Below are 21,010 nucleotides of genomic sequence, written 5' to 3' on the forward strand. Positions count from 1 at the left end.
CGATGATGCCCCCGTAGGCGTCGTGAAGCTGTGCGTGTGCATGTGCGTATGCATGTGCGTGTGCCTGAGTGCGTGCGGTACGGGCGTGGGTGCCCGTGCGACGCGCGGGAGCGCGCCGCACGCGGCGGACAGGCTGAGCGGGGTGGAGGTCCGCGCTGAGCGGAGCGGTGTCAGAGTTCGGAGTCGATGAACGCGAGGAGTTCGTCGACCGACGCGGACTGGACCCGCGCGGTCAGATCGTTGTCGTCGGCCCGGGACCGCTGGGCCGGTACACGGATCACCAGTGCCTGGAGCCGTTGGACGATCTCGGCCCTGATGTCGTCCTGGGTGTCGTCCGACAGCCCGGCGATCGCCGCTTCCAACCGGTCGAGTTCGACCAGACCGGGTACGGACCCGGGGGCGGTGGAGCCGACGGATTCCGGCTCTGTCGGAGCCAGTTCGGCGTGGAGGTGGGCCACGACCGCCAGCGGTGTCGGGTAGGTGAAGAGGAAGGTCGCGGGCAGCCGCAGTCCGGCGCCGCTCTGCAGCCTGTTGCGCAGTTCGACGAGGGTGAGCGAGTCGCAGCCCAGGTCCTTGAAGGAGCGGTCGGCGGGAATCCCGGCCGCGGAGGACCGGCCGAGTACGGCGGCGGTCTGCACGCGTACGAGATCGAGCAGCAGCTCCTCCTGCTCGGCCCGGCTCAGCCCGGCGAGCCGGTCGCGCAGGGTCCCGGTCGTCGCGGACACGGCGGCCGTGGCCGTGGCCTGGGCCGGTCGCGGCGCGGCCGGTGCCAGGTCCCGCAGCACCGCGGGGAGCTGGGCACCCAGCGCGCCGAGCGCGGCACGGTCGAGGGGCGCGGGCACGAGCGCGGCGGTGTCCATGCGCAGTGCCGCGTCGAGCAGGGCCAGGCCCTCCGCCCGGTCGATGGGGGCGAGGCCGGTCCTGGCGATGCGCCCCCGGTCGGCTTCGGACAGCGTGCCCGCCATGCCGGCGGCACCCGGCCCGCCCGCCGTGTCCGCCCACATGCCCCAGGCCAGGGAGACCGCGGGGAGACGCTGGGCCGCGCGGTGCTGGGCGAGGGCGTCCAGGTAGGCGTTGGCCGCGGCGTAGTTGCCCTGGCCGGCGCCACCGATGACACCCATGACGGAGGAGAAGAGGACGAAGGCCGCGAGGTCCTGGTCCACGGTCAGCTCGTGCAGATGACGGGCCGCGGTCGCCTTGGCCGCGAGCACCGTGTCGAGGCGTTCGGGGGTGAGCGCGCTGATCACGCCGTCGTCGAGCACGCCTGCGGCATGGACGACGGCGGTGAGCCGGACGCCGGTGAGGAGCTGGGCGAGTGCCTCTCGGTCGGCGGTGTCGCAGGCGGCGACGACGACCTCGGCGCCCAGCTCGGCGAGTTCTGCGGCGAGCTTCCCGGCGCCCGGGGCGTCGGGCCCGCGACGGCTGACGAGGAGCAGTCGGCGTGCGCCGTGCTCGGTGACCAGGTGCCGGGCGACGAGTCCGCCGAGGGCCCCGGTGGCGCCCGTGACGAGGACCGTGCCGTCCGGGTCGAGGGACGGAGGGAGGGTGAGGACGACCTTGCCGATGTGCCGGGCCTGGCTGACGTGACGGAACGCCTCCGGCGCCCTGCGGACGTCCCAGGTGCTGATCGGCAGCGGGGTGAGCGCCCCGGACGACAGCAACCGCAGGACATCCGTCAGCAGTTCGTGGATCCGCTCGGTCGGTTCCTGGAGCAGGTCGAAGAAGCGGTAGTCCACGCCGGGGTGGACGGCCGCGATCAGCTCCGGGTCGCGCAGATCCGTCTTGCCCATCTCCACGAAGCGGCCACCGTTCGGCAGCAGCCTGAGGGAGGCGTCCACGAACTCACCGGCGAGGGAGTTCAGTACGACGTCCATGCCGCGGCCCCCGGTGGCCGCGCCGAACGCGGCCTCGAAGTCCAGGGTGCGCGACGACGCCAGGTTCGACCCGGCCAGGCCGAGGCCACTCAGGGCGTCCCACTTGCCCGGCCCCGCCGTGCCGTAGACCTCCGCCCCCAGATGCCGGGCCAGTTGGACGGCGGCCATACCGACGCCGCCCGCGGCGGCGTGGATCAGGACACGCTCGCCCCGGGCCAGACCGGCGAGGTCGACCAGGGCGTGGTAGGCGGTCAGGAACACGATGGGCGCGGACGCGGCCTGGGCGTACGTCCAGTCGGCGGGCATGACGGCGACCCGCCGGTGGTCGGCGACGGTCACCGGACCGAACGCGCCGGAGAACAGGCCCATGACCCGGTCTCCTGCGGCGAGACCGGTGACGCCCGGCCCGACCTCGGTGACCACACCGGCCCCTTCGAGGCCGAGGAGACCGGGGTCGCCGGGGTAGAGACCGAGGGTGTTCAGGACGTCGCGGAAGTTGACGCCGGCGGCGCGTACCGCGATGCGCACCTCGCCGTCGCCCAGCGGGGCGACCGACTCCGGGCAGGGTTCGAGCAGCAGGTTGTCCAGGGTTCCGCGGTCGCGGACCGCGAGCCGCCAGGCGACCGTCCCCGCGGGGGGAACCAGGGCTCCGCCGCCCGTGGCCCGGCCGAGCCGCGGCACCAGCGGGGCCCCGTCCCGTACAGCCAGCTGCGGTTCCGCGTCGATCAGCGGCAGTGCGGTCCGGCAGTCGGCCGCGGAGTCCACGTCGAGGAGTGCCACCCGCCCCGGGTTCTCGGTCTGCGCCGAGCGTGCCAGACCCCAGACGGCCGCGCCGTCGGGGTCCACGTCGGCGTCGGGTGCCGTGGCCACGGCGGCCCGGGTGACGAGCACGAGCCGTGAGTCGGCGAGCCGGTCGTCGGCCAGCCAGGCCTGGAGAAGGGCGAGCGCCCGGTGCACGGCGGGCCGGGGACCGGCCGCCTGCCCGTCCCCGACGTCTGCCTGGTGTACGGCGGGCAGGGCACCGGCCGCCGGCCCGTCCCCGAGGCCTGCGGGGTTCGCGCTGCCGCCGGGCGCCGCGAGGTCCGCCGGGTCCGCGAGTGTCCCGAGCGGCGCGAAGACCACCGCGGGGGCGGGAAGCCCCGCGTCGAGGGCCAGGCCGAGCTCCGCGAGACCGGCGTACCGCGGGCCGACGCCCAGGTCGGCGGAGCCGAGCACGGCGGCCGACGGGGACGTTTCCCCGTCCGACGTGGCCGGCCGCCAGTCCAGGCGGTGGAGCGACCGGGGAACGGCCACGTTCTCGCTCACCGGCCGCAGGAGCAGCTCCTCGACCTCGGCGATCACCGCGTGGGACTCGTCGACGAGCGTCAGCGACACCGCGTCGGGACCGGTGGTGGTGATCAGGACGCGGGCGGCGCGGGCCCCCGGCTGGTGGACGCTCACGCCGCGCCACGAGAAGGGCAGCAGCCTGCGGTCACCGTCCTCGAGGGCGGCCAGGACGATCGGGTGCAGGGCCGCGTCGAGCAGCGCCGGGTGCAGCCCGTAGGAGCCGGCGTCGGTGACGGACGGCGGCAGGGCGACGTCGGCGAGCAGGTCCGTGCCGTCCCGCCACGCGGCGCGCAGGCCCTGGAAGACCGGCCCGTAGGCGTAGCCCGCCGTGGCGAGTCCGTCGTAACAGCCCTCGACGGCCAGCGGCTCGGCCTCCGCGACGGTCCGGCCCGCGGCGCTCGCGGACGCCCCGCCGTGCGGCGCGAGGGTCCCGGTGGCGTGGAGGGTCCATGGCTCGGTGGTGCCGTCGGGCGACTCGGTGCGGGCGTGCACGGTCAGCGCGCGCTGGCCGTCGTCGCCGGGCGCGGCCACCACGACCTGTACCTCGCTGCGGCCCTCCTCGGGGATCACCAGCGGGGCGAGCAGGGTGAGTTCGGCGACCCGAGGCGTACCCGTCCGTGCTCCCGCGTGGGCGGCGAGTTCGAGGAAGGCGGTGCCGGGCAGCAGGACCGAGCCGAGGACGGCGTGGTCGGCGAGCCAGGGGTGGGTACGGCGGCCGAGCCGGGCCGTCAGCGCGGTCTGCCCGGACTCGGCGAGTTCGACGGCGGCGCCGAGCAGCGGATGACCGGCCGGTCCTTCCGTGCCGTGCGCGGTCAGCCAGTAACGCTCCCGCTGGAAGGCGTACGTGGGCAGGCCGGGCGTCCGGCCAGGGCCGAACACGGCGTGCCACTCCGGGCTCCGGCCGCGGACGTGCAGGGCGCCGAGCGCACCGGCCAGTGTCCGGCGCTCGGACCGGCCACGGCGCAGCACGGGGACGAAAGCGAGCGCGTCGTCGTCCAGACAGCTCTGGCCGAGCGCCGACAGCACACCGTCGGGGCCGAGTTCGAGGAAGGTCCGCACCCCGAGGCCGTGGAGCGCGGCCAGACCGTCGGACATCCGTACTTCGCGGCGCACCTGCCTGACCCAGTAGTCGGCGGTGACCTCGACGGGCTGACCGGTGACGGTGGACACCATGGTGACGCGCGGCTCCGCGTAGCGGATGCCCGCCGTGACGGCGGCGAACGCGTCGAGCATCCCGTCCATGCGGTGGGAGTGGAAGGCGTGACTGACGACGAGCCGGCGCGTCTTGCGGCCGGTGGCGGCGAACGTGGCGGCGACCTGCTCGACGGCCTCGACGTCGCCGGAGACGACGACGGCCGAGGGACCGTTGACGGCGGCGATGCTCACCTCGTGCTCGCGGCCGTCGAGGAGCGCGCGGACCTCGTCGTGCGACGCCTGTACGGCCATCATCGCCCCGCCGGCCGGCAGGGCCTGCATGAGCCGGCCGCGCGCGGTGACCAGGGCACAGGCGTCGGGCAGGGTGAGGATCCCGGCGACATGAGCGGCGGCGAACTCGCCGATGGAGTGGCCGAGTACGGCGTCCGGTGCCAGGCCTTGGTGTTCGAGCAGCCGGAACAGCGCGACCTGGAGCGCGAAGAGGGCGCCCTGGGTGTTCTCGGTGCGGTCGAGTGCCTCGGCGTCGTGGAACATCACGTCGCGGATCGGCGGCGTGCCCGGCACGGAGCCGCGGCAGGCGTCGAGTTCGGCGCACACCGCGTCGAGTGCCTCGGCGAAGACCGGCTCCGCCGCGTACAACTCACCGCCCATTCCCACCCGTTGGCTGCCCTGCCCGGTGAAGAGGTAGGCGAGACCGTCGTCGGGGCGTGCCGTTCCGAGGGTCAGCGCGGAGTGCGCCTCACCGCGCCCGAGCGCGGCAAGCGCCGCGACGGCCTCGGTCCGGTCCTCCGCGGTGACGGCCGCGCGGTGGTCGAGCGCGGTACGGGTGGTGGCCAGGGCGCGGCCCAGGTCACGGGTCGACACGTCGTCGCGGGCGTCCAGGGCCTCGACGAGTGCGGTGGCCTGCGCGCGCAGTGCCGGTTCGGTACGGCCGGACAGCACCCAGAAGGGGGCGGAGCCGTCGTCCCCGGGCTCGTGCGCCGTCTCGTCCTCGGCCGGGGCTTCGGCGAGGACGATGTGGGCGTTGGTTCCGCTGATGCCGAAGGAGGAGATTCCGGCTCGGCGGACCTTGTTGTCGGTGGGGGGCCAGGGGCGGGGTTCGGTGAGTACTTCGACGCCGCCGGTGGCCCAGTCGACCAGCTCGCTGGGCTTGCTGACGTTGAGTGAGGCGGGCAGCTCGGCGTGGCGCAGTGCCATCACCATTTTGATGACACCGCCGACGCCTGCGGCGGCTTGGGCGTGTCCGAGGTTCGACTTCAGCGAGCCCAGATACAGCGGCCGGCCGTCACGTTCCTTGCCGTAGGTCGCCAGCAGGGCCTGCGCCTCGATCGGGTCACCGAGGACCGTGCCGGTGCCGTGTGCTTCGACCGCGTCGACTCCGGCGAAGGTGATGCCGGCGTCCTGGACAGCGGCGCGGATGACCCGTTCCTGTGCGGGGCCGCTGGGTGCGGTGAGTCCGTTGGAGGCGCCGTCCTGGTTCACGGCGGTGCCGGCCACGACGGCGAGGACCGTGTGTCCGTGCCTGCGGGCGTCGGAAAGGCGTTCGACGACGAGTACGCCGACGCCTTCGGCCCATGCGGTGCCGTCGGCGTCCGCCGAGAACGACTTGCAGCGGCCGTCCGCCGCGAGCCCCCGCTGACGCGAGAACTCCACGAAGATGCCCGGTGTCGACATGACGGTCACACCACCGGCAAGGGCCAGCGAGCATTCGCCGGACCGGACAGCGCGTACGGCGAGGTGCAGGGCGACGAGCGACGACGAGCACGCCGTGTCCACCGTCAGCGCCGGGCCCTGCAGCCCGAGGGTGTAGGCCACACGTCCGGACGCCACACTCGACGTCGTCCCCGTCAGCCCGAAACCGGCGGCCCCCACGCCGGCCTCACCGAGGCGCGGACCGTACTCCTGGGCCATGACACCGGCGAAGACCCCCGCCTGTGTGCCGCGCAGGGAGTCGGGGGCGATGCCCGCCCGCTCCAGGGCCTCCCAGCAGACCTCGAGGAAAGCGCGCTGCTGCGGATCCATCGCCAGCGCCTCACGCGGCGAGATCCCGAACAGTTCGGCGTCGAAGTCGGCGGCATCGTCGAGGAAGCCACCAGTGCGTACGTACGAGGTGCCCACGTGTGCGGGGTCCGGGTGGTAGAGACCGTCGAGGTCCCAGCCCCGGTCCGCCGGGAAGCCCGAGATCACGTCGCGCCTCTCCGCGACGACCTGCCACAGCGCCTCGGGCGAGTCCACCCCGCCCGGGAAGCGGCACCCGATGCCGACGATCACGACGGGGTCGTCCTGATCGGTACGGGCCTCCGGGGCCGCGGCGTCGTGCGGCGCGTCGGCGAGCAGCGCGGCCAACCGGGCCGGGCTGGGGTGGTCGTACACGACTGTGGTGGGGAGCTTGCGCCCGGTGGCGGCGACGAGCCGGTTGCGCAGCTCGACGACCATCGCCGAGTCGATGCCCAGCTCCTTGAACGTCCGCCGCGGTTCGATCTCGGCGGCGGACTCGTACCCCAGGACTGCGGCGGTGTGCGCCCGCACCAGTTCCAGGGCGGCGGGGCTGGTCAGCGAGCGGTCCTGGCCGGACTCGTGTCCGTCGGAGGTGTCCTGCCGGGGCTCCGGGGCCGGTGCCTGCGCGGTCGCCGCCGACGGCAGGGCGCGGGCCGCGCCGGGCTGCGCCGCGATCCAGTGGCGGCGCCGCTGGAAGGCGTACGTCGGAAGCTCGGCGCGGGCGGTGCCGGCGGGCAGGACGGCGGACCAGTCCACCTCCGCGCCGTGGCAGAACGCCTCGCCGAACGCGAGCAGCAGCCGCTGCGTGCCGCCCTCCTCGCGGCGCAGCGTGCCGAGCGCGGCCACCGGCAGGTCCGCGGCCTCCGCCGTCTGCTGGACGGCCAGCGAGAGCACCGGGTGGGGGCTCATCTCGATGAACAGCTCGTGTCCCGCGTCGAGGAGCGCCCGTACGGTCGGCTCGAACCGCACGGGTTCCCGCAGGTTGCGGTACCAGTAGTCGACGTCGAGCTCGGAGCCGTCGAGCGCCCCGGCGGTCACGGTGGAGTGCAGCGGCACGCTTCCGGTGCGCGGTGCGATCCCGACGAGGTCGGCCGGCAGCGTCTCGCGTACGGCGTCGACGTGCGGGCTGTGCGAGGCGTAGGCGACCGGGACGCGCCGGGTGCGGACGTCGCTCTCGCCGTACCGCGCGGCCAGCGCGTCCAGGGCGGCCCCGTCACCCGCCACCACGGTCATGCCGGGGGAGTTGACGGCCGCCACGCTCAACTGCGGGTACGCGGCGAGGTCCTCGCGCACCCGGTCGGCGGGCAGCGACACGGTGAGCATGCCGCCTCCGCGCCCGGCGAGGGCGCCGAGGGCGGTGCTGCGCACGGCGATCAGCCGGGCCGCGTCGTCCACGGTGAGGGCGCCGCTCACGGTGGCGGCGGCGATCTCGCCCTGTGAGTGGCCGACGACCGCGGCCGGTTCGACGCCCGCCGCCCGCCACAGCGCGGCGAGGCCGACCATCACGGCCCACAGGGCGGGTTGCACGACGTCGTCGCGGTCGAGGGCCGGCGCGCCGGGGCGGCCGCGCAGCACGTCGGTGAGCGACCAGTCGCGGTACGGGCGCAGTGCGCGCTCGCACTCCTCGACGACCCGGGCGAAGACGGGGGCGCTGTCGAGGAGTTCGGCTGCCATGCCGGCCCACTGCGAGCCCTGGCCGGGGAAGACGAACACCGCCTCGCGGACGGTCCGCCGGCTGGTTCCCTCGACCGCGGCCGGGGTGACCCGGGCCTCGGCGACGGCGTCCAGGGCGGTCAGCAGGGCGTCGCGGCCGGCGCCGACCAGGACGGCCCGGTGGGTGAAGGCCGTGCGGTCGTGGGCGAGGGTTCGGGCGACCTCGACGGCGGGGAGATCCTGGTGGGCGGCGAGGTGGTCGCGCAGCCGGGCCGCCTGGGCGCGCAGTGCCTTGTCCCCGCGCCCCGACAGCACCCAGGGGACGGAATCGAATCCCGTCGAAGCGTCCGCGTCCCTTGGCTGTTCTGGCTTGTTCTCTACGGCCGGGGCGGCGTCGCCCGACCACTCGCCGAGCACCAGATGACAGTTGGTTCCGCCCATGCCGACCGAAGTCACACCAGCGAAGAGCGGCTCATCGGGATTCGGCCACTGTCCGGTTTCCGTGAGGGCGGCGATCCGCAGATCGGAGAAAGGTATCTGTGGATGGGGGGTGCGGTAGTTGAGGGTGGGAACTAGCTCTCGCTCTTTGAGGCAGAGAATGGTCTTGATGAGCCCCGCTATGCCCGCGGCGCCTTCGAGATGGCCGATGTTCGTCTTGACGGATCCCAGTCTGAGCGGATTATCCGTGGTGCGGGACGAGGCGAAAACCGAGCCCAGAGCTGATGCTTCTATGGGGTCGCCGACCCGGGTGCCCGATCCGTGTATTTCTACGTACTGTGCTTGTTCCAGCGGTATTCGCGCGTTTTCCCAGGCGTCACGTATGACCCGTTCCTGGGCCTTTCCGCTCGGAGTGGGAAGGGTGTCGCTCGCGCCGTCGCTGCCGATGGCGCCACCGTGCAGCAGGCAGTGGACGCGGTCCCCGTCGGCCAGGGCCCGGCTCAGCAGTTTCAGCGTGACCACGCCGCCGCCCTCGCCCCGGACGTAGCCGTTCGCCCGGGCGTCGAGCGTGTGGCATCGGCCGTCGGGCGAGAGGCTCCCGAAGGCCGCGAGGGCCTCGGTGCTCTCCGGTGCCAGGTTGAGGTTGACGCCGCCGGCCAGGGCCACGGTGGACTCTCCGCGACGCAGGCTCTCGCAGGCCAGATGCACCGCGACCAGCGACGATGACTGCGCGGTGTCGACCACCATGCTCGGTCCCCGCAGGCCCAGGACGTACGAGACCCGGTTGGCGATGATGCCGCGGTGCAGCCCGGTCACCGTGTGCGCGGAGGTGGCGCCGGGGCCGGCCGCGTGGGTGAGGGTCGCGTAGTCGTCGGCGATCGCGCCGACGAAGACACCCGTGTCGGTGTCGGCGAGCGCGGCCGGGACGATCCTGGCGTCCTCCAGCGCCTCCCAGGCGAGCTCAAGCACGAGCCGCTGCTGCGGATCCATCGCGGCGGCTTCACGCGGGGATATCCCGAAGAACTCCGCGTCGAAGGTGTCGACCCGGGGCAGAAAACCCCCGGGGCGCGACGATCCGTCGCCTAATGCACCGAGGTGTGCGCGATCCGCGGGTGGCTCCCCTATCGCGTCGCGGCCGTTCCTGAGGAGATCCCAGAATTCGGCAGGGCTTGCCCCGCCGGGAAAGCGGCAGGAAAGTCCGACGACGGCAACGGTCCGGTCGTCACTGTCCGGCGGCGGCCCTGCCGCCTGATTCCGGGCATGGCGGATCATAGTGTTGTTGCTCCCCCCGTGAAGCACAATCAACGGCGCAGCCGACTCGGCGGCCCAGCCACATTCGATTCGGACACTAGCACCGAGTCGGCGCTCCGTAAACCAATGGCCATGGCCGCGAGTTGGTTAACAAAATTAATACGCCCGGGTAATCGGGGGAGGGCGTCACTCGCACCTTCTCGTCGACCACGGAAACACCGTCGACACGCGGTAAAGCGGTTGACAACGGCCGGCCCGCCGCTTTCGCGAGTTCAGCGGACGGGCCGCGGTCAGGTCACCGGGAAGCGGCCGGGGTGTCGCCCGTCGCGCCCTCCGCGGCCTTCGCCGCCGGGTCCGCCTTGGTGAGGGTGCAGACGCCGTCCACGCACTGGCGCTCCAGGCGCCCGCGCGAGATGGTCTGCGCCAGGCCGACCATCCAGCAGGTGGGGCAGCCGCGGAAGGCGATCAGGGCCAGCGGGGCCGCCAGCAGGGTGGCCGGGCCGGCGACGGGCACCATGGCGATCGAGCCGATGATGAGCCCGAAGCCGATGGCGCCGCGCGCCAGATGGCGCGGGACCGACTTGCTGGCGAAGTTCATGTCGCGGGACGCGGCCCGCGTGGTGGCCGGGGCCTTCACGTCCTGTGCGGGCTTCACGGTGTTCACGGTGTTCACGGTCGCGAGTCTCCTTCGACGGGTGGGTCGATGGCTTGATCCGGTATGGGGTCGGTCACCGCGAGGGACTGACGCAGTGACGCGCGCGCTCTGTGCAGCCGCGACTTCATCGCGGCGGTGCTCAGACCGAGCGAACTGGCCACGGTCCTCCCTGGCAGGCCTTGTACGTCCCGCATGATCAGGACCTGCCGCTGGTCACGGGGAAGAGCGCTGACCGCGGCGGCGATCCGTTCCACCTCCAGCCTGTGCAGCACCGCCTCCTCGGCGGACGGTTCCGCGGACGCCTCCGGTCCGGCCGACGCCTCGTCGCTCCGTGAGACGAGCAGCCGTACCTGCCGGAGGCATTCGTTGCGCACGATCCGGAACATCCATGAGGCAAGCGCACCGGTGGCCCGCAAGGTGCCGATCTTCCGGTAGAGGATGATCAGCGCCTCCTGTGCCGCGTCCTCCGCGTCCTGCGGCGAGGCGCACAGCGAGATGGCGAACTTGCGCACATGAGGCTGCGATTCCATGACGACGGTCGTGAGCGAAGTGACGTCGCCGTCCTGAGCGGCCTTGATGAGCCGCTCGTCCGGCCAGGGGAAACGTTGGTTCATGTGCTACTCATACCCGTAGGGCGCCCCGCGCGCAGGCGCGCCGGTCAGCTACGGCTCTTGTAGCGGCGCATCAGGTGCCAGCTGCACGCGCCCACGAGCAGGACGCCGACGACGACGAGGGTGGTGACCAACATGTGCGTTTCCTCCTGGTTCCACCGGCCGGTTCAGCCGGTACACGGATAAGAGACGGCGAGGTCCGGAAAGGATTCGGCTCCGCCCGAAGTTTTTTCCGAACCGCGCACGGCCCCGCTCGCGCGCGGGCACGGAGGCGTGCCGCCGGCCCTGCCGGGCCGTGACGCCGAGCGGGTGCGGCGGCGTCCGGGGGTGTGTCAGGTCGGAGAGCGTTGCCGCGCCTCGCGACGGACGCGGGCGTGCTCGCGGTCGCAGCCGAGCTCGCAGTCGCAGTCGCAGTCGCAGTCGCGATCGAGCTCGCAGTCGAGCCGGCAGTCGCGGTCGAGCTCCCCGCTCGCGACCGGGCGTCGCGGCGGCAGAGCGGGCAGCGCCCGAATGTGATCGGTTCATTGCGTCTTCGGTTCGGTGATTGGTCGTTTCATGGGGCCGGAATGACCGCTGGAGGCTGTCCTTCCAGCAAAGTCACATGGCGAACCCGAACTGACTATGCTCCCCGATGTGTTGCGCCGCGCTCACAGCGAGTCATGGACGCTGTGGTGTGCGCGGGACGGAGCGTGGCCGTAAAGGGGAGCGATCATCGGCACGATCTCGAAGCGACTCGCCGGGGCCTCATCGGGAGCACGCGTACGTGCCCGGATGAAATCCGGCCGGTCCGTTCCCTTCGGCGCACCGCACCCTTTCAGTCCGCTCATTCCAGAGTGTTTAGGGACCCCTTGATGGTTCGTGCAGGTTCGTTTTCCAGAGCCCGGCCGACTGCGGTTGCCCGGGAATGGCTTCTCCCACCCGGAGTCCTGGCCCTGGCGTCCGCGATAGCGCTGCTCTTCTGTCCCGCGCAGATACGGACACCGGTCGCCTGGTGCGGCGTCGCCGCGGTCGTCCTGACGGTGATCACCTCCGTCGCGACCGCGCACCGGCTGCGGGCCGCTGAAGCGGTCCGCCACGCGCGGGTGATCGCCGAGGCGGAGAAGTACCACGCGCAGCGCGAGGCCGCGCTGCTCACGCGTCTGGAGGATCAGCGGGCCGCCACCGTCTGGCTCGCCGAGGAGCTCCTCCCCGCGACCGTGGCGCGGCTGCGCAGGGGCGACCCCTCCGCGGAGATCATGCGCGCGGTCAGTTTCGGGGACCACCTCGCCGACGACTTCACCGAAGCGCTCAAGGGCGCCCTGCAGACGCTCCTGGAAGCCGTGGAGGCGGAGGAGAACACACGGGACGCCTCCCAGCGGGCCCTCGTGGCGATCGCGCGCAGGATGCAGGCGATCGTGCACCAGCTCGCCAAGGACCTCCACGCCATGCAGATCCAGCACGGCAACGACCTCGTGGTCTCCCGCGGTCTGCAGGGCGTCGACCACCGGAACGCCCTGATCGGCCGCCTCGCCGCCAACATCGCGGTCCTCGGCGACGCCCGGCCGGGCCGTCAGTGGCGGAAGGCGATTCCGCTCTACGACGTCCTGCGCGGCGCCATGTCACGCATCGTGGACTACCCCCGCGTGAAGCTGCACTCGGTGGCCGAGGTGGCCGTGGTCGGCCCGGGAGCCGAGCCGCTGATGCACCTTCTCGCCGAACTGCTCGACAACGGCACGACGTTCTCGCCGCCGCACACCCCGGTGGTGGTGACCGCGAGCGAGGTGCCCTCCGGCATCGCGATCGAGATCGAGGACCGCGGAGTCGGACTCACCGAAGAGGTCCGGGAACGCGTCGAACGCGTCATGGCGCAGTCGCGGAGGTACGTCAACCTGTCGGGCCTCGGCGAGGTGACCCAGCTCGGTCTGCCCGTCGTCAGCCGGCTGGCCCGCGAGCACAAATGCGAGGTCGACCTGCGCACGTCCGCGTACGGCGGAGTACGTGCCGTGGTCCTCGTTCCCCGGGACCTGATCACCACCATGCCGCCGTCCACCATGAAGCTGCCCCCGCACCTCATGAGGCGTCCGGGCGGCCCGGTCCTGCCGCGACCGACACCGGCGGCCGCCCCCGCCCCCTCCCCTGCCCCCGCCGAGGTCGCGATCACCGCCAACGGCCTCCCGCAGCGCCGGCGCGACTCACCCGTACTCCCGCAGCGGCGACGTGAGTCGCCCGTTCCTACACCGGTCGTCCAGACGACCCCCACGCCTCCCGTCGCTCCGACCGGCTCACGGGGCGACTCCCCCCCGCCGGGTCTGATGTGGGAGGCGTTCAACGGCACCAGGAGTCCGGACGCCGACGCCGAGCCCAACCCTTCCCCCGACGAGCCGTCAGATGAGGACGAGTAACATGCAGCCACTGCCCAACATGGACTGGATGCTCACGGACATCGTGAGCAGCGTCCCGTACGTGCGACACGTGGTCGTCCTGTCGGCGGACGGCCTGTGCATCGGGCAGGCGAACACGGCGCCCGACACCGCCGACGCGATCGCGGCCGCCTGCTCCGGCATCCAGAGCCTGGCCAGGGCCATCGCGCAGAGGTTCCCGGACGGGGACGGATCGACACGCATGGTCGGGATCGAGGCCGACGGCGGCTACTTCTGTCTGATGGCGGCCGGCCCCGGGGCCTATCTCGCGGTCCTCGCCGACGCGGAGGTGGACGCCGGGCTCCTGGGCAACCGGATGCGGACGCTGGTGGTCCGGATCGGCCAGCACATGACCAGCCCGCCTCGTGAGGACGTCGGGCAGGCGATGTGACATCGGAGAACCAGGACTCCTGGAGTGAGAACACTCCCGTCCCGCTCTACGTCATCACCGGTGATCAGGGTCCGGCCGCCAAGTCCTTCAACCTGGTCACCCTCATCGCGACGAGGTCCGAACCCGAGGCCGAGATGCAGCCCGAGCCGGCGGCCATCCTCACGATGTGCACCTACCCGCTGTCGGTGGCCGAGCTCTCGGCGTACCTCGGTCTTCCGTTCAGCGTCGTCACCGTGCTGCTGTCCCAGCTCGTCGACGAGGAGCGGGTCGAGGCCATCGCTCCCGTGCCGGTGGCGGCCTATCCCGAACGCGGCCTGCTGGAGGCGGTGATCCATGGACTACGCAAGCTCTGACGTACTCGACATCACCCGGCGTGACACCGACGTGCTGCTGCCTCACGGCGCCAGGGGCGTCAAGGTGGTCGTCGTCGGCGGCTTCGGTGTCGGCAAGACGACCATGGTCGGGGCGGTGAGCGAGATCCCGCCCCTGACCACCGAGGAGACCATGACCCAGGCGGGCGTCGGGATCGACGACAACCCCGGCGCCTCGGGCAAGAACACCACGACCGTCGCGATGGACTTCGGACGGATCAGCATCAACGAGGAGCTGATCCTCTACCTGTTCGGCACCCCCGGACAGGAGCGCTTCTGGTTCCTGTGGAACGGCATCTTCGAGGGGGCGCTCGGTGCCGTGGTCCTCGTCGACACCCGCAGGGTCGAAGTCTGCTTCGAGGTCATCACCCGCCTGGAGGACCGCCGGGTCCCCTTCGTCGTGGCCGTCAACGCCTTCCCGGAGGCTCCGCAGTACCCCCTGCCAGATCTGCGCACCGCGCTGGCCCTCAGCGACTCCGTGCCCATCGTCACCTGTGACGCACGGGACCGGGCGTCCTGCCGCGACGCCCTGCTCGCGCTGATGACCTACCTGTGCACCCTCGCCGCCGCCCAGGAGAACGCATGACCGTCCCACCCGCCGAGCACGCCACCGCGACACCGGGACCGATCCCGCCGCCCGGCTGCCCGGCCCACACCGCCACGGGACCCGGCGGGGCCACCCGGCTCTACGGCCCCGCCGCGTCGACGGACCCCATGGGCCTGTACGAGGAGCTGCGCGCCGCCCACGGTCCGGTGGCGCCCGTGCTGCTCGACGGCGACGTACGCGCCTGGCTCGTCCTGGGGTACCTGGAGAACCGTGACGTGGCCAGCCGCCCGACCCAGTTCTCCCGCGACCCGCGCGTCTGGCACGGCTGGACGTCCGGGGAGATCGACCCCGAGACCTCCCCGCTGGTCCCGATGATCGGCTGGCGCCCCGACTGCGTCTGCGCGGACGGCGAGGAACACCAGCGGCTGCGCGGCGCGGTCACCGCCGGTCTCGGCCAGTTCGACCACCGGGGGCTCCGCCGCCTCATCACCCGCTTCTCCCACCAGCTGATCGACGGCTTCTGCGAGGACGGCGAGGTGGAACTGGTGAGCCGGTTCACCGAGCACCTGCCCATGCTCGTCCTCATCCATCTGCTCGGGATGACCGACGAGGACAGCCCCGAGCTGGTCCGCGCCGCCCGTGACCTCTTCAAGGCCACCGAGACGTCGCTCGCCAGCAACGCCTATGTGCTGGAGAGCCTCAGGAAGCTCGTCGTCGCCAAGGCGGCCCGCCCGGGGCACGACATCGCCTCCGCCCTGCTGGCCCACCCGGCGGGACTCACGGAAGAAGAGGTCCAGCACCACCTCCGCCTCGTCCTGCTCGCCGGCTACGAGACGACCGCCAACCTGATGTCCAACGTCCTGCGCATGGTCGTCACCGATCCCCGGTTCCGCGGTTCGCTCGCGGGCGGCCAGATGACCGTGCCCGAGGCCGTGGAACAGGTCCTCTGGGACGAGCCGCCGCTGATGGTCTGCCCGGGCCGCTGGGCCAACGGGGACACCACCCTCGGGGGACAGGAGATCAAGGCGGGGGACATGCTCCTCCTGGGCCTGGCCGCCGGAAACGTCGACAAGACGATCCGCCCGGACGCCGAGACCCCCGTGCACCACAACCGCGCCCATCTGTCCTTCAGCGCCGGTACGCACGAGTGCCCCGGCCAGGACATCGGCCGCATCATCGCCGACACCGGCATCGACATCCTGCTCACCCGGCTTCCCGACATCGACCTGTCCGTCCCGGAGGAGAGCCTCAGCTGGCGCTCCTCCACGTGGGCCCGCCATCTCACGGCGCTGCCCGTGTCCTTCGGCCCCCGCGCTCCCCAGGGCTTCGACTCCCTCGCCCCGCTGCCGGCGCCGCCCGCCAGGAGCGAGGCGGTCCCGGCTCCACGGCCCGTGCCCGCCTCCGACACGGCCGGGCGGACCGGGCCCCGTCCCTCGTGGTGGGCGCGCGCCACGCGTTTCCTGCGAGGGAGGTAGCCGGCGCGGCCGGGCGCGCGGGGCCGACAGCGCCGCACGAACGGCCGGGGGGCGTCGACGAGTTCCTGTCGGCGCCCCCCCGGTGCGCTTCCCGTTTCCCTACTCCTGGAGGGAGAGGTCCGAGGAGGCGTAGCGAGGGGCCCCGGTGTACCAGGCGTGGAGTCCGGAGAGGAATCCGCAGGCTCCCCTGAGCCAGGTCTCCAGCTCGGCCCGCTCGTCGCGGTCGAGCCCGGACCTGCGGACGAGCTGCGGCAGGTCACTCTGCCGGAGGTGCTCGAAGTCCCGCAGCCGGGCGTTCACGAGATGCAGGGTGGCGGGCACCGCCTCGTGCAGGGTGATGCCCAGAGACGTTCCGACGACGAGAACCAGGTTGTTGACGTCGTGTTCCTCATGCACTTCCCTTTCGTAGGAGGCGATGTCGTTCGCCAGTCCCATGAAGTCCATGAAGGCGTCGAGCAGAGCCCGGACGGTCCTGCTCTGCCGAATCTGCTCGGGTATTCGCGCGCCGGTCGCCAGTTCCACGGAATAGGGCGCGGTATAGGCGGCGAAGCTCTCCCGCCGGAAGGGGGCGTAATCGATCAGGTGGGGAATGCGGCCGCTGCGGCTGTTGGCCAGTTCCTCGACTCCCGCGTCGATGTATCTCGCCAGGGCCCGGTTGAATTCGTGCCGCCAGTGCGCGAGTCGCGGTGGGAAGAGATCGTGCTGCAGATCCGCAATTCCCCGCTCGACGGCATTCGTCGGCTCCGGGAGCCGGGCGCCCTGCTCCGGTCGGAGAAAGGCGTGCAGCCGGGCGGTGAAGGCGACCGCGCCGGAGAGGTCACCGGTCTGCTTGAAGGCGGAGGCGAAGTAGTCGTCCCACGCGAGGGCCCAGACGTTGAACCGGTGGTTGAGCCGGAGGTCGGCGAGCGAGGCGTCGGGAAGAGTCCACGCGGTGAGCTGGTCCACGGTCATGTCGCGGAACGCGGACCGGGTCCAGATCGCCCGGTCGGCCGACGGCCCCCCGTGGTCGTCCAGCATGCCCATCGCGCGCGCCCAGCTCTCGTTCTCCTCGTGCAGGGCCGACAGCCAGGGGTTCACCCGCAGCGGGTAGGGCATCCACAGCTGGGGGAGCTCGATGGCACGCACGGTCATGGGGACCGACCTCCTTCTCTCCTCGGTCCGCACCGTGTGCGGACCACCATGCGAGTGGCCTCTCCGAGTGCCTCGAACCGCGAGCCGGAGGGGCGCGTTGTGCTGTGCGTGCTCCCGGGCGAGGTGACAGCCGCCGGGACCCCGAGGCCGGACGATGCCCGCCCTGCGGCTCTCCAAACCTGCCCACCGGGGATGTACGGCAATCCCGCCAATGCCCCTGGCATCAACCGGCGTTGATTCACGGACCGGTCTCCGCTCGCGCGCCGACGTCCTGCTCCGGCGGGACCACGGGCGACCGGCCCCGGCGAGGCCCGGTCGGCCTCCCCCGCTGACCGGACGCGACGGACCGGCGCACCGGCGCGCGGAGGAGGCCCGCCCCCTTCGGGGGAGCGGGCCTCACGGCGTCCCGGTGTCGCCGGGTGTCCTACTCCTCGGTGGGGCCGAGGTCGGGCGTCTCGCGGAAGGCGACGGTACGGGTCCGGGGGCCGGCGTGGAGTTCCAGGACGACGATCTCGTTCGTACCGGCGCGCAGGACGGGAGCGGGGACGTACAGCGACTGCTGCGGGCCGCGGGACCAGTAGCGGCCGAGCGGGAAGCCGTTCACCCAGGCGTTGCCCTTGGTCCAGCCGTCGAGGTGCAGATACGTGTCGGCCGCCTCGGTGAGCTCGAACGTGCCCCGGTGGAAGGCCGGACCCACGGGGGTCGTCGTGGTGGCCGCGAAGGGGATGCCCTCCGGGGAGGCGAGCGGCAGCGGACGGTTCGTCCAGGCCACCGGCTCGACGCCGTCGAGAAGGACCGCGCCGAGCAGTCCCTTGCGGTCGTGGATGCCCTGGCCGTAGTTCACCCGGCCCTGGTTCTCCACGAGGATCGAGAGCACACTGCCGGCCCGGGGAACCGCGAAGGCCAGGGAGTGCTCGTGGTTCTCGCGCTCCAGGACGCCCACCGGCTGCCCGTCGACGAAGACCTGGGCGCGGTCGCGGACGTGCTCGATCTCGAGCAGGGCGGGGCCGCGCACGGGCAGGGTGGTCTCGTAGAGGACGAAGCCGAAGTCCTGCTCCAGCTCCTCCATGGTCAGCGGCCGCCGGGAGTCGGTCCGCGGCGCGAGCGTGGCCGCGCTCGGCAGCAGCTCGGCACTCTCCGTCAACTCGACCGCCGGGAGGCACAGTTTGGGTCCCGGGGCCGGGACAGGGCCGTCCGGCACGGGTGCGTACCTGGCGATGACGTCACGGAAGGCGGTGTACTTCTCCGTCGGGTCCCCGGCCTCGTCGAGCGGCGAGTCGTAGTCGTAGGAGGTGACGGTGGGCCGGTAGGTGTGCTTGTCGTTGGCGCCGTTGGTGAAGCCGAAGTTGGTGCCGCCGTGGAACATGTAGAAGTTGACCGAGGCGCCGGCGGCGAGGGCCTCGTCGAGCTCGCGGGCGGCCTCTTCCGGGTCGCGGACCACGTGCCGGGCGCCCCAGCGGTCGAACCAGCCGATCCAGAACTCCGAGGCCATCAGCGGCCCCTCGGGCCGCTGGGCGCGCAGGGCGGCCAGATGGTGGGCCGAGCGGCTGCCGAAGTTGGCTGTGGCGAGGACACCGGGCAGGGCGCCCCGCTCCAGGTCGACGGGCTGGTCGCAGGTGAACAGGGGGACGTCGACCCCGCAGGCGCGCAGCGAGCCGGCGATGTGCTCCATATAGGCGGTGTCGTCGCCGTAGGCCCCGTACTCGTTCTCCACCTGGACGGCGAGGACCGGGCCGCCCCGCGAGGCGAGGTGGGGCTGGAGCGGGGTGAGCAGGCGGTGGAAGAAGTCGTCCACCGCAGCCAGGAACCGGGGGTCGCGGGAGCGCAGCCGTATGTCCGGCTCGGCGAGGAGCCACGAGGGCAGACCGCCGCCCTCCCATTCGGCGCAGATGTACGGGCCGGGCCGCAGCAGGACGTGCAGCCCTTCGGCGGCGGCGAGTTCGAGAAAGCGGGGGAGGTCGAGCCCGCCGTCAAGCACGAACCGGTCGGGGCGTGGCTGGTGGAGGTTCCAGGGGACGTACGTCTCGACGGTGTTCAGTCCCATGAGCCGGGCCTTGCGGAGCCGGTCCTGCCACTGCCCGGGGTGGACCCGGAAGTAGTGCAGCCCGCCGGACAGGAACCGGAAGGGCTGGCCGTCGAGCAGGAATCCGGCCTTGTCGGTCTGGAGAACGGGCATGCGCTGTTTGCTCCTGTACGTGGAGGGTCGTGCGGGGCGAGACCGCCGCCCTCTATGTTTACGTAAACATAGAGGGCGCGGCAAGCCTCTGCCGAAGCTGGTGGGGGTGGGGCCGGGCAGGTGGCGGCGGGCGGGGAGGCGGAGGCGCGACGCCGGGCTCGCACCGCCTCCACGGGGCTACTTGTTGACGGTGAAGCCCTGGTCCTTGCCGTACTTGACGCTGGTCTCCTGCCAGGCCTTCAGGCCGTCGGAGAGCTTCGTCGGGGAGACGTACGCCTTGCCGACGGTGTCGTTGAAGACGGAGTTCGCGTACACCTGGAAGGGCAGGTACGACCAGTCGGCGCCGACGTTACGGGCGGACTCGGCGAAGATCCGATTGGCCTGCTGGCCGCCGAAGTACGGGAACTCGGTGTCGAGGAACGCCTTCGACTCCAGGTCGGCCCGGGTGGCCGGGAAGGCGCCTTCGGCGACGCGGGCGCTCGCGCCGGCGCCGGTGGTGGCGAACTCGGTGAAGGCGTAGGCGAGTTCCTTGTTCTTGGCGGCCTTGGGCACGGCGAGCGAGCTGCCGCCGTTCTCGGCGGTCGTCTTCTCGCCCTTCGTCCACTGCGGCAGCGGGGCGACCCGCCAGTCACCGGAGGCGGAGGCGACACCGGAGCTGAGGTTGGCCGGCATCCAGGCGCCGATGGAGAGGGTGGCGATGGAGCCGTCGGCCAGTCCCTTGTACCAGGCGTCGCTCCACGAGCTGATCGGCGAGACCAGCTTCTCGTCGAGCAGCTTCTGCCAGGTGGCGGCGTACTTCCGGGTGCCCTCGTCGTCGAAGTTCACGGTGACGTCGGTGCCGTCGGTCCGGTACGGGCGGCCGCCGGCCTGCCAGATGAGACTGGTCGTGGCGCCGGCGTCACCGGTGTCGTTGGTGATGAAGATCTTCGGGTCGGCCTTGTGGAGGGTGCGGGCCGCCTCCACGTACTCGTCCCAGGTGGCCGGCACCTTGATGCCGTGCTTGTCGAAGACCTTCTTGTTGTAGAAGAACGCCATCGGGCCCGAGTCCATGGGCAGGGCGTGGATCGCCTTGTCCTCGGTGACCGCGTTCCACGGGCCGGGCGTGAAGGCCGTGCCGTACTTCTGGGCGCCGTAGGGGGCGAGGTCCTCGATGGTCCTGCCGATGGAGAACTGGCCCAGCGCGTAGTACTCGACCTGCGCCACGTCGGGGGCGCCGGAGCCGGCCGCCATCGCGTTCTGCAGGGCGGTGTACTGCTTGTCGCCGGTGCCCGCGTTGACCAGCTCGACGTCGACCTTGGGGTACTTCTTCTCGAAGTCCTCCACCACCTTCTTGAGCGTGGGCTCCCAGGCCCACACCGTCACCTTTCCGCCCTTCGCGAGCGCGGCGGCGATGTCCTTCGGGGCTCCGCCGGCGCCGGCGTCCCCGCTGTCGGAGCCGCAGGCCGTGGCGGTCAGCGAGAGCGTGGCGAGAACGGCGAGTGCGCCGAGCAGTCTGCGGGTGGTGTGCGTACGCATGGGAGGTGCTCCTGGTCGGGGGTGCGGGTGGGGACGTACTTCCG

At 72.1% G+C, this 21,010-nt stretch carries 11 protein-coding genes; 5 read left to right on the forward strand and 6 right to left on the reverse strand.

The window, feature by feature from the left end; all coding sequences use genetic code 11:
* Window positions 1-170: 170 nt before the first annotated feature.
* The 3 genes from ACFVYX_RS03505 to ACFVYX_RS03515 all read right to left on the reverse strand — a co-directional run bounded on the left by ACFVYX_RS03505 (window position 171) and on the right by ACFVYX_RS03515 (window position 10,964).
* On the reverse strand, window positions 171-9,716 hold the full coding sequence (locus ACFVYX_RS03505; protein ID WP_389679626.1) for an SDR family NAD(P)-dependent oxidoreductase: 9,546 nt from the start codon (window positions 9,714-9,716) through the stop codon (window positions 171-173).
* A gap of 274 nt (window positions 9,717-9,990) precedes the next feature.
* A complete protein-coding gene (locus ACFVYX_RS03510; RefSeq protein WP_389679627.1) occupies window positions 9,991-10,368 on the reverse strand; it encodes a hypothetical protein in 378 nt (125 codons plus the stop codon).
* A complete protein-coding gene (locus tag ACFVYX_RS03515) occupies window positions 10,365-10,964 on the reverse strand; it encodes an RNA polymerase sigma factor (RefSeq protein WP_389679628.1) in 600 nt (199 codons plus the stop codon). The genes ACFVYX_RS03510 and ACFVYX_RS03515 overlap by 4 nt, the downstream gene beginning before the upstream one ends.
* Window positions 10,965-11,980: 1,016 nt before the next feature.
* On the opposite strand from ACFVYX_RS03515, the gene ACFVYX_RS03520 reads away from it, so the two are divergent.
* The 5 genes from ACFVYX_RS03520 to ACFVYX_RS03540 are packed head-to-tail and all read left to right on the forward strand — an operon-like array spanning window position 11,981 to window position 16,144.
* Complete coding sequence (locus ACFVYX_RS03520; RefSeq protein WP_389679629.1) at window positions 11,981-13,342, forward strand: ATP-binding protein; 1,362 nt, start codon at window positions 11,981-11,983, stop codon at window positions 13,340-13,342.
* Window position 13,343: 1 nt separating this feature from the next.
* Window positions 13,344-13,751: a roadblock/LC7 domain-containing protein gene (locus ACFVYX_RS03525; protein WP_389679630.1), complete on the forward strand. Its 408-nt coding sequence runs from the start codon at window positions 13,344-13,346 to the stop codon at window positions 13,749-13,751.
* Complete coding sequence (locus ACFVYX_RS03530; RefSeq protein WP_389679631.1) at window positions 13,748-14,104, forward strand: DUF742 domain-containing protein; 357 nt, start codon at window positions 13,748-13,750, stop codon at window positions 14,102-14,104. The genes ACFVYX_RS03525 and ACFVYX_RS03530 overlap by 4 nt, the downstream gene beginning before the upstream one ends.
* Complete coding sequence (locus ACFVYX_RS03535) at window positions 14,085-14,708, forward strand: ATP/GTP-binding protein (RefSeq protein WP_389679632.1); 624 nt, start codon at window positions 14,085-14,087, stop codon at window positions 14,706-14,708. The genes ACFVYX_RS03530 and ACFVYX_RS03535 overlap by 20 nt, the downstream gene beginning before the upstream one ends.
* Window positions 14,705-16,144, forward strand: a complete 1,440-nt coding sequence (locus tag ACFVYX_RS03540; protein ID WP_389679633.1) for a cytochrome P450 — start codon at window positions 14,705-14,707, stop codon at window positions 16,142-16,144. Before ACFVYX_RS03535 ends, ACFVYX_RS03540 begins: the two co-directional genes overlap by 4 nt.
* Window positions 16,145-16,243: 99 nt before the next feature.
* Here the strand turns inward: ACFVYX_RS03540 and ACFVYX_RS03545 are convergent, their stop codons facing one another.
* The 3 genes from ACFVYX_RS03545 to ACFVYX_RS03555 all read right to left on the reverse strand — a co-directional run bounded on the left by ACFVYX_RS03545 (window position 16,244) and on the right by ACFVYX_RS03555 (window position 20,966).
* A complete protein-coding gene (locus tag ACFVYX_RS03545) occupies window positions 16,244-17,275 on the reverse strand; it encodes a hypothetical protein (protein WP_389679634.1) in 1,032 nt (343 codons plus the stop codon).
* 424 nt (window positions 17,276-17,699) lie between these two features.
* Window positions 17,700-19,451: a beta-galactosidase gene (locus ACFVYX_RS03550; RefSeq protein ID WP_389679635.1), complete on the reverse strand. Its 1,752-nt coding sequence runs from the start codon at window positions 19,449-19,451 to the stop codon at window positions 17,700-17,702.
* Between the two features lie 177 nt (window positions 19,452-19,628).
* The gene (locus ACFVYX_RS03555; RefSeq protein ID WP_389679636.1) at window positions 19,629-20,966 is read right to left on the reverse strand and encodes an ABC transporter substrate-binding protein; all 1,338 of its coding nucleotides are present in this window, start codon (window positions 20,964-20,966) and stop codon (window positions 19,629-19,631) included.
* Between the last annotated feature and the right edge of the window lie 44 nt (window positions 20,967-21,010).

This window comes from Streptomyces sp. NPDC058326 (assembly GCF_042879855.1).
Classification (GTDB): domain Bacteria; phylum Actinomycetota; class Actinomycetes; order Streptomycetales; family Streptomycetaceae; genus Streptomyces.

Coding starts and splice junctions, on each gene's coding strand:
- ACFVYX_RS03505 (WP_389679626.1), bottom strand. CDS start 9,716: ATGATCCGCCATGCCCGGAATCAGGCGGCAGGGCCGCCGCCGGACAGT.
- ACFVYX_RS03515 (WP_389679628.1), bottom strand. CDS start 10,964: ATGAACCAACGTTTCCCCTGGCCGGACGAGCGGCTCATCAAGGCCGCT.
- ACFVYX_RS03525 (WP_389679630.1), top strand. CDS start 13,344: ATGCAGCCACTGCCCAACATGGACTGGATGCTCACGGACATCGTGAGC.
- ACFVYX_RS03535 (WP_389679632.1), top strand. CDS start 14,085: ATGGACTACGCAAGCTCTGACGTACTCGACATCACCCGGCGTGACACC.
- ACFVYX_RS03540 (WP_389679633.1), top strand. CDS start 14,705: ATGACCGTCCCACCCGCCGAGCACGCCACCGCGACACCGGGACCGATC.
- ACFVYX_RS03545 (WP_389679634.1), bottom strand. CDS start 17,275: ATGACCGTGCGTGCCATCGAGCTCCCCCAGCTGTGGATGCCCTACCCG.
- ACFVYX_RS03550 (WP_389679635.1), bottom strand. CDS start 19,451: ATGCCCGTTCTCCAGACCGACAAGGCCGGATTCCTGCTCGACGGCCAG.
- ACFVYX_RS03555 (WP_389679636.1), bottom strand. CDS start 20,966: ATGCGTACGCACACCACCCGCAGACTGCTCGGCGCACTCGCCGTTCTC.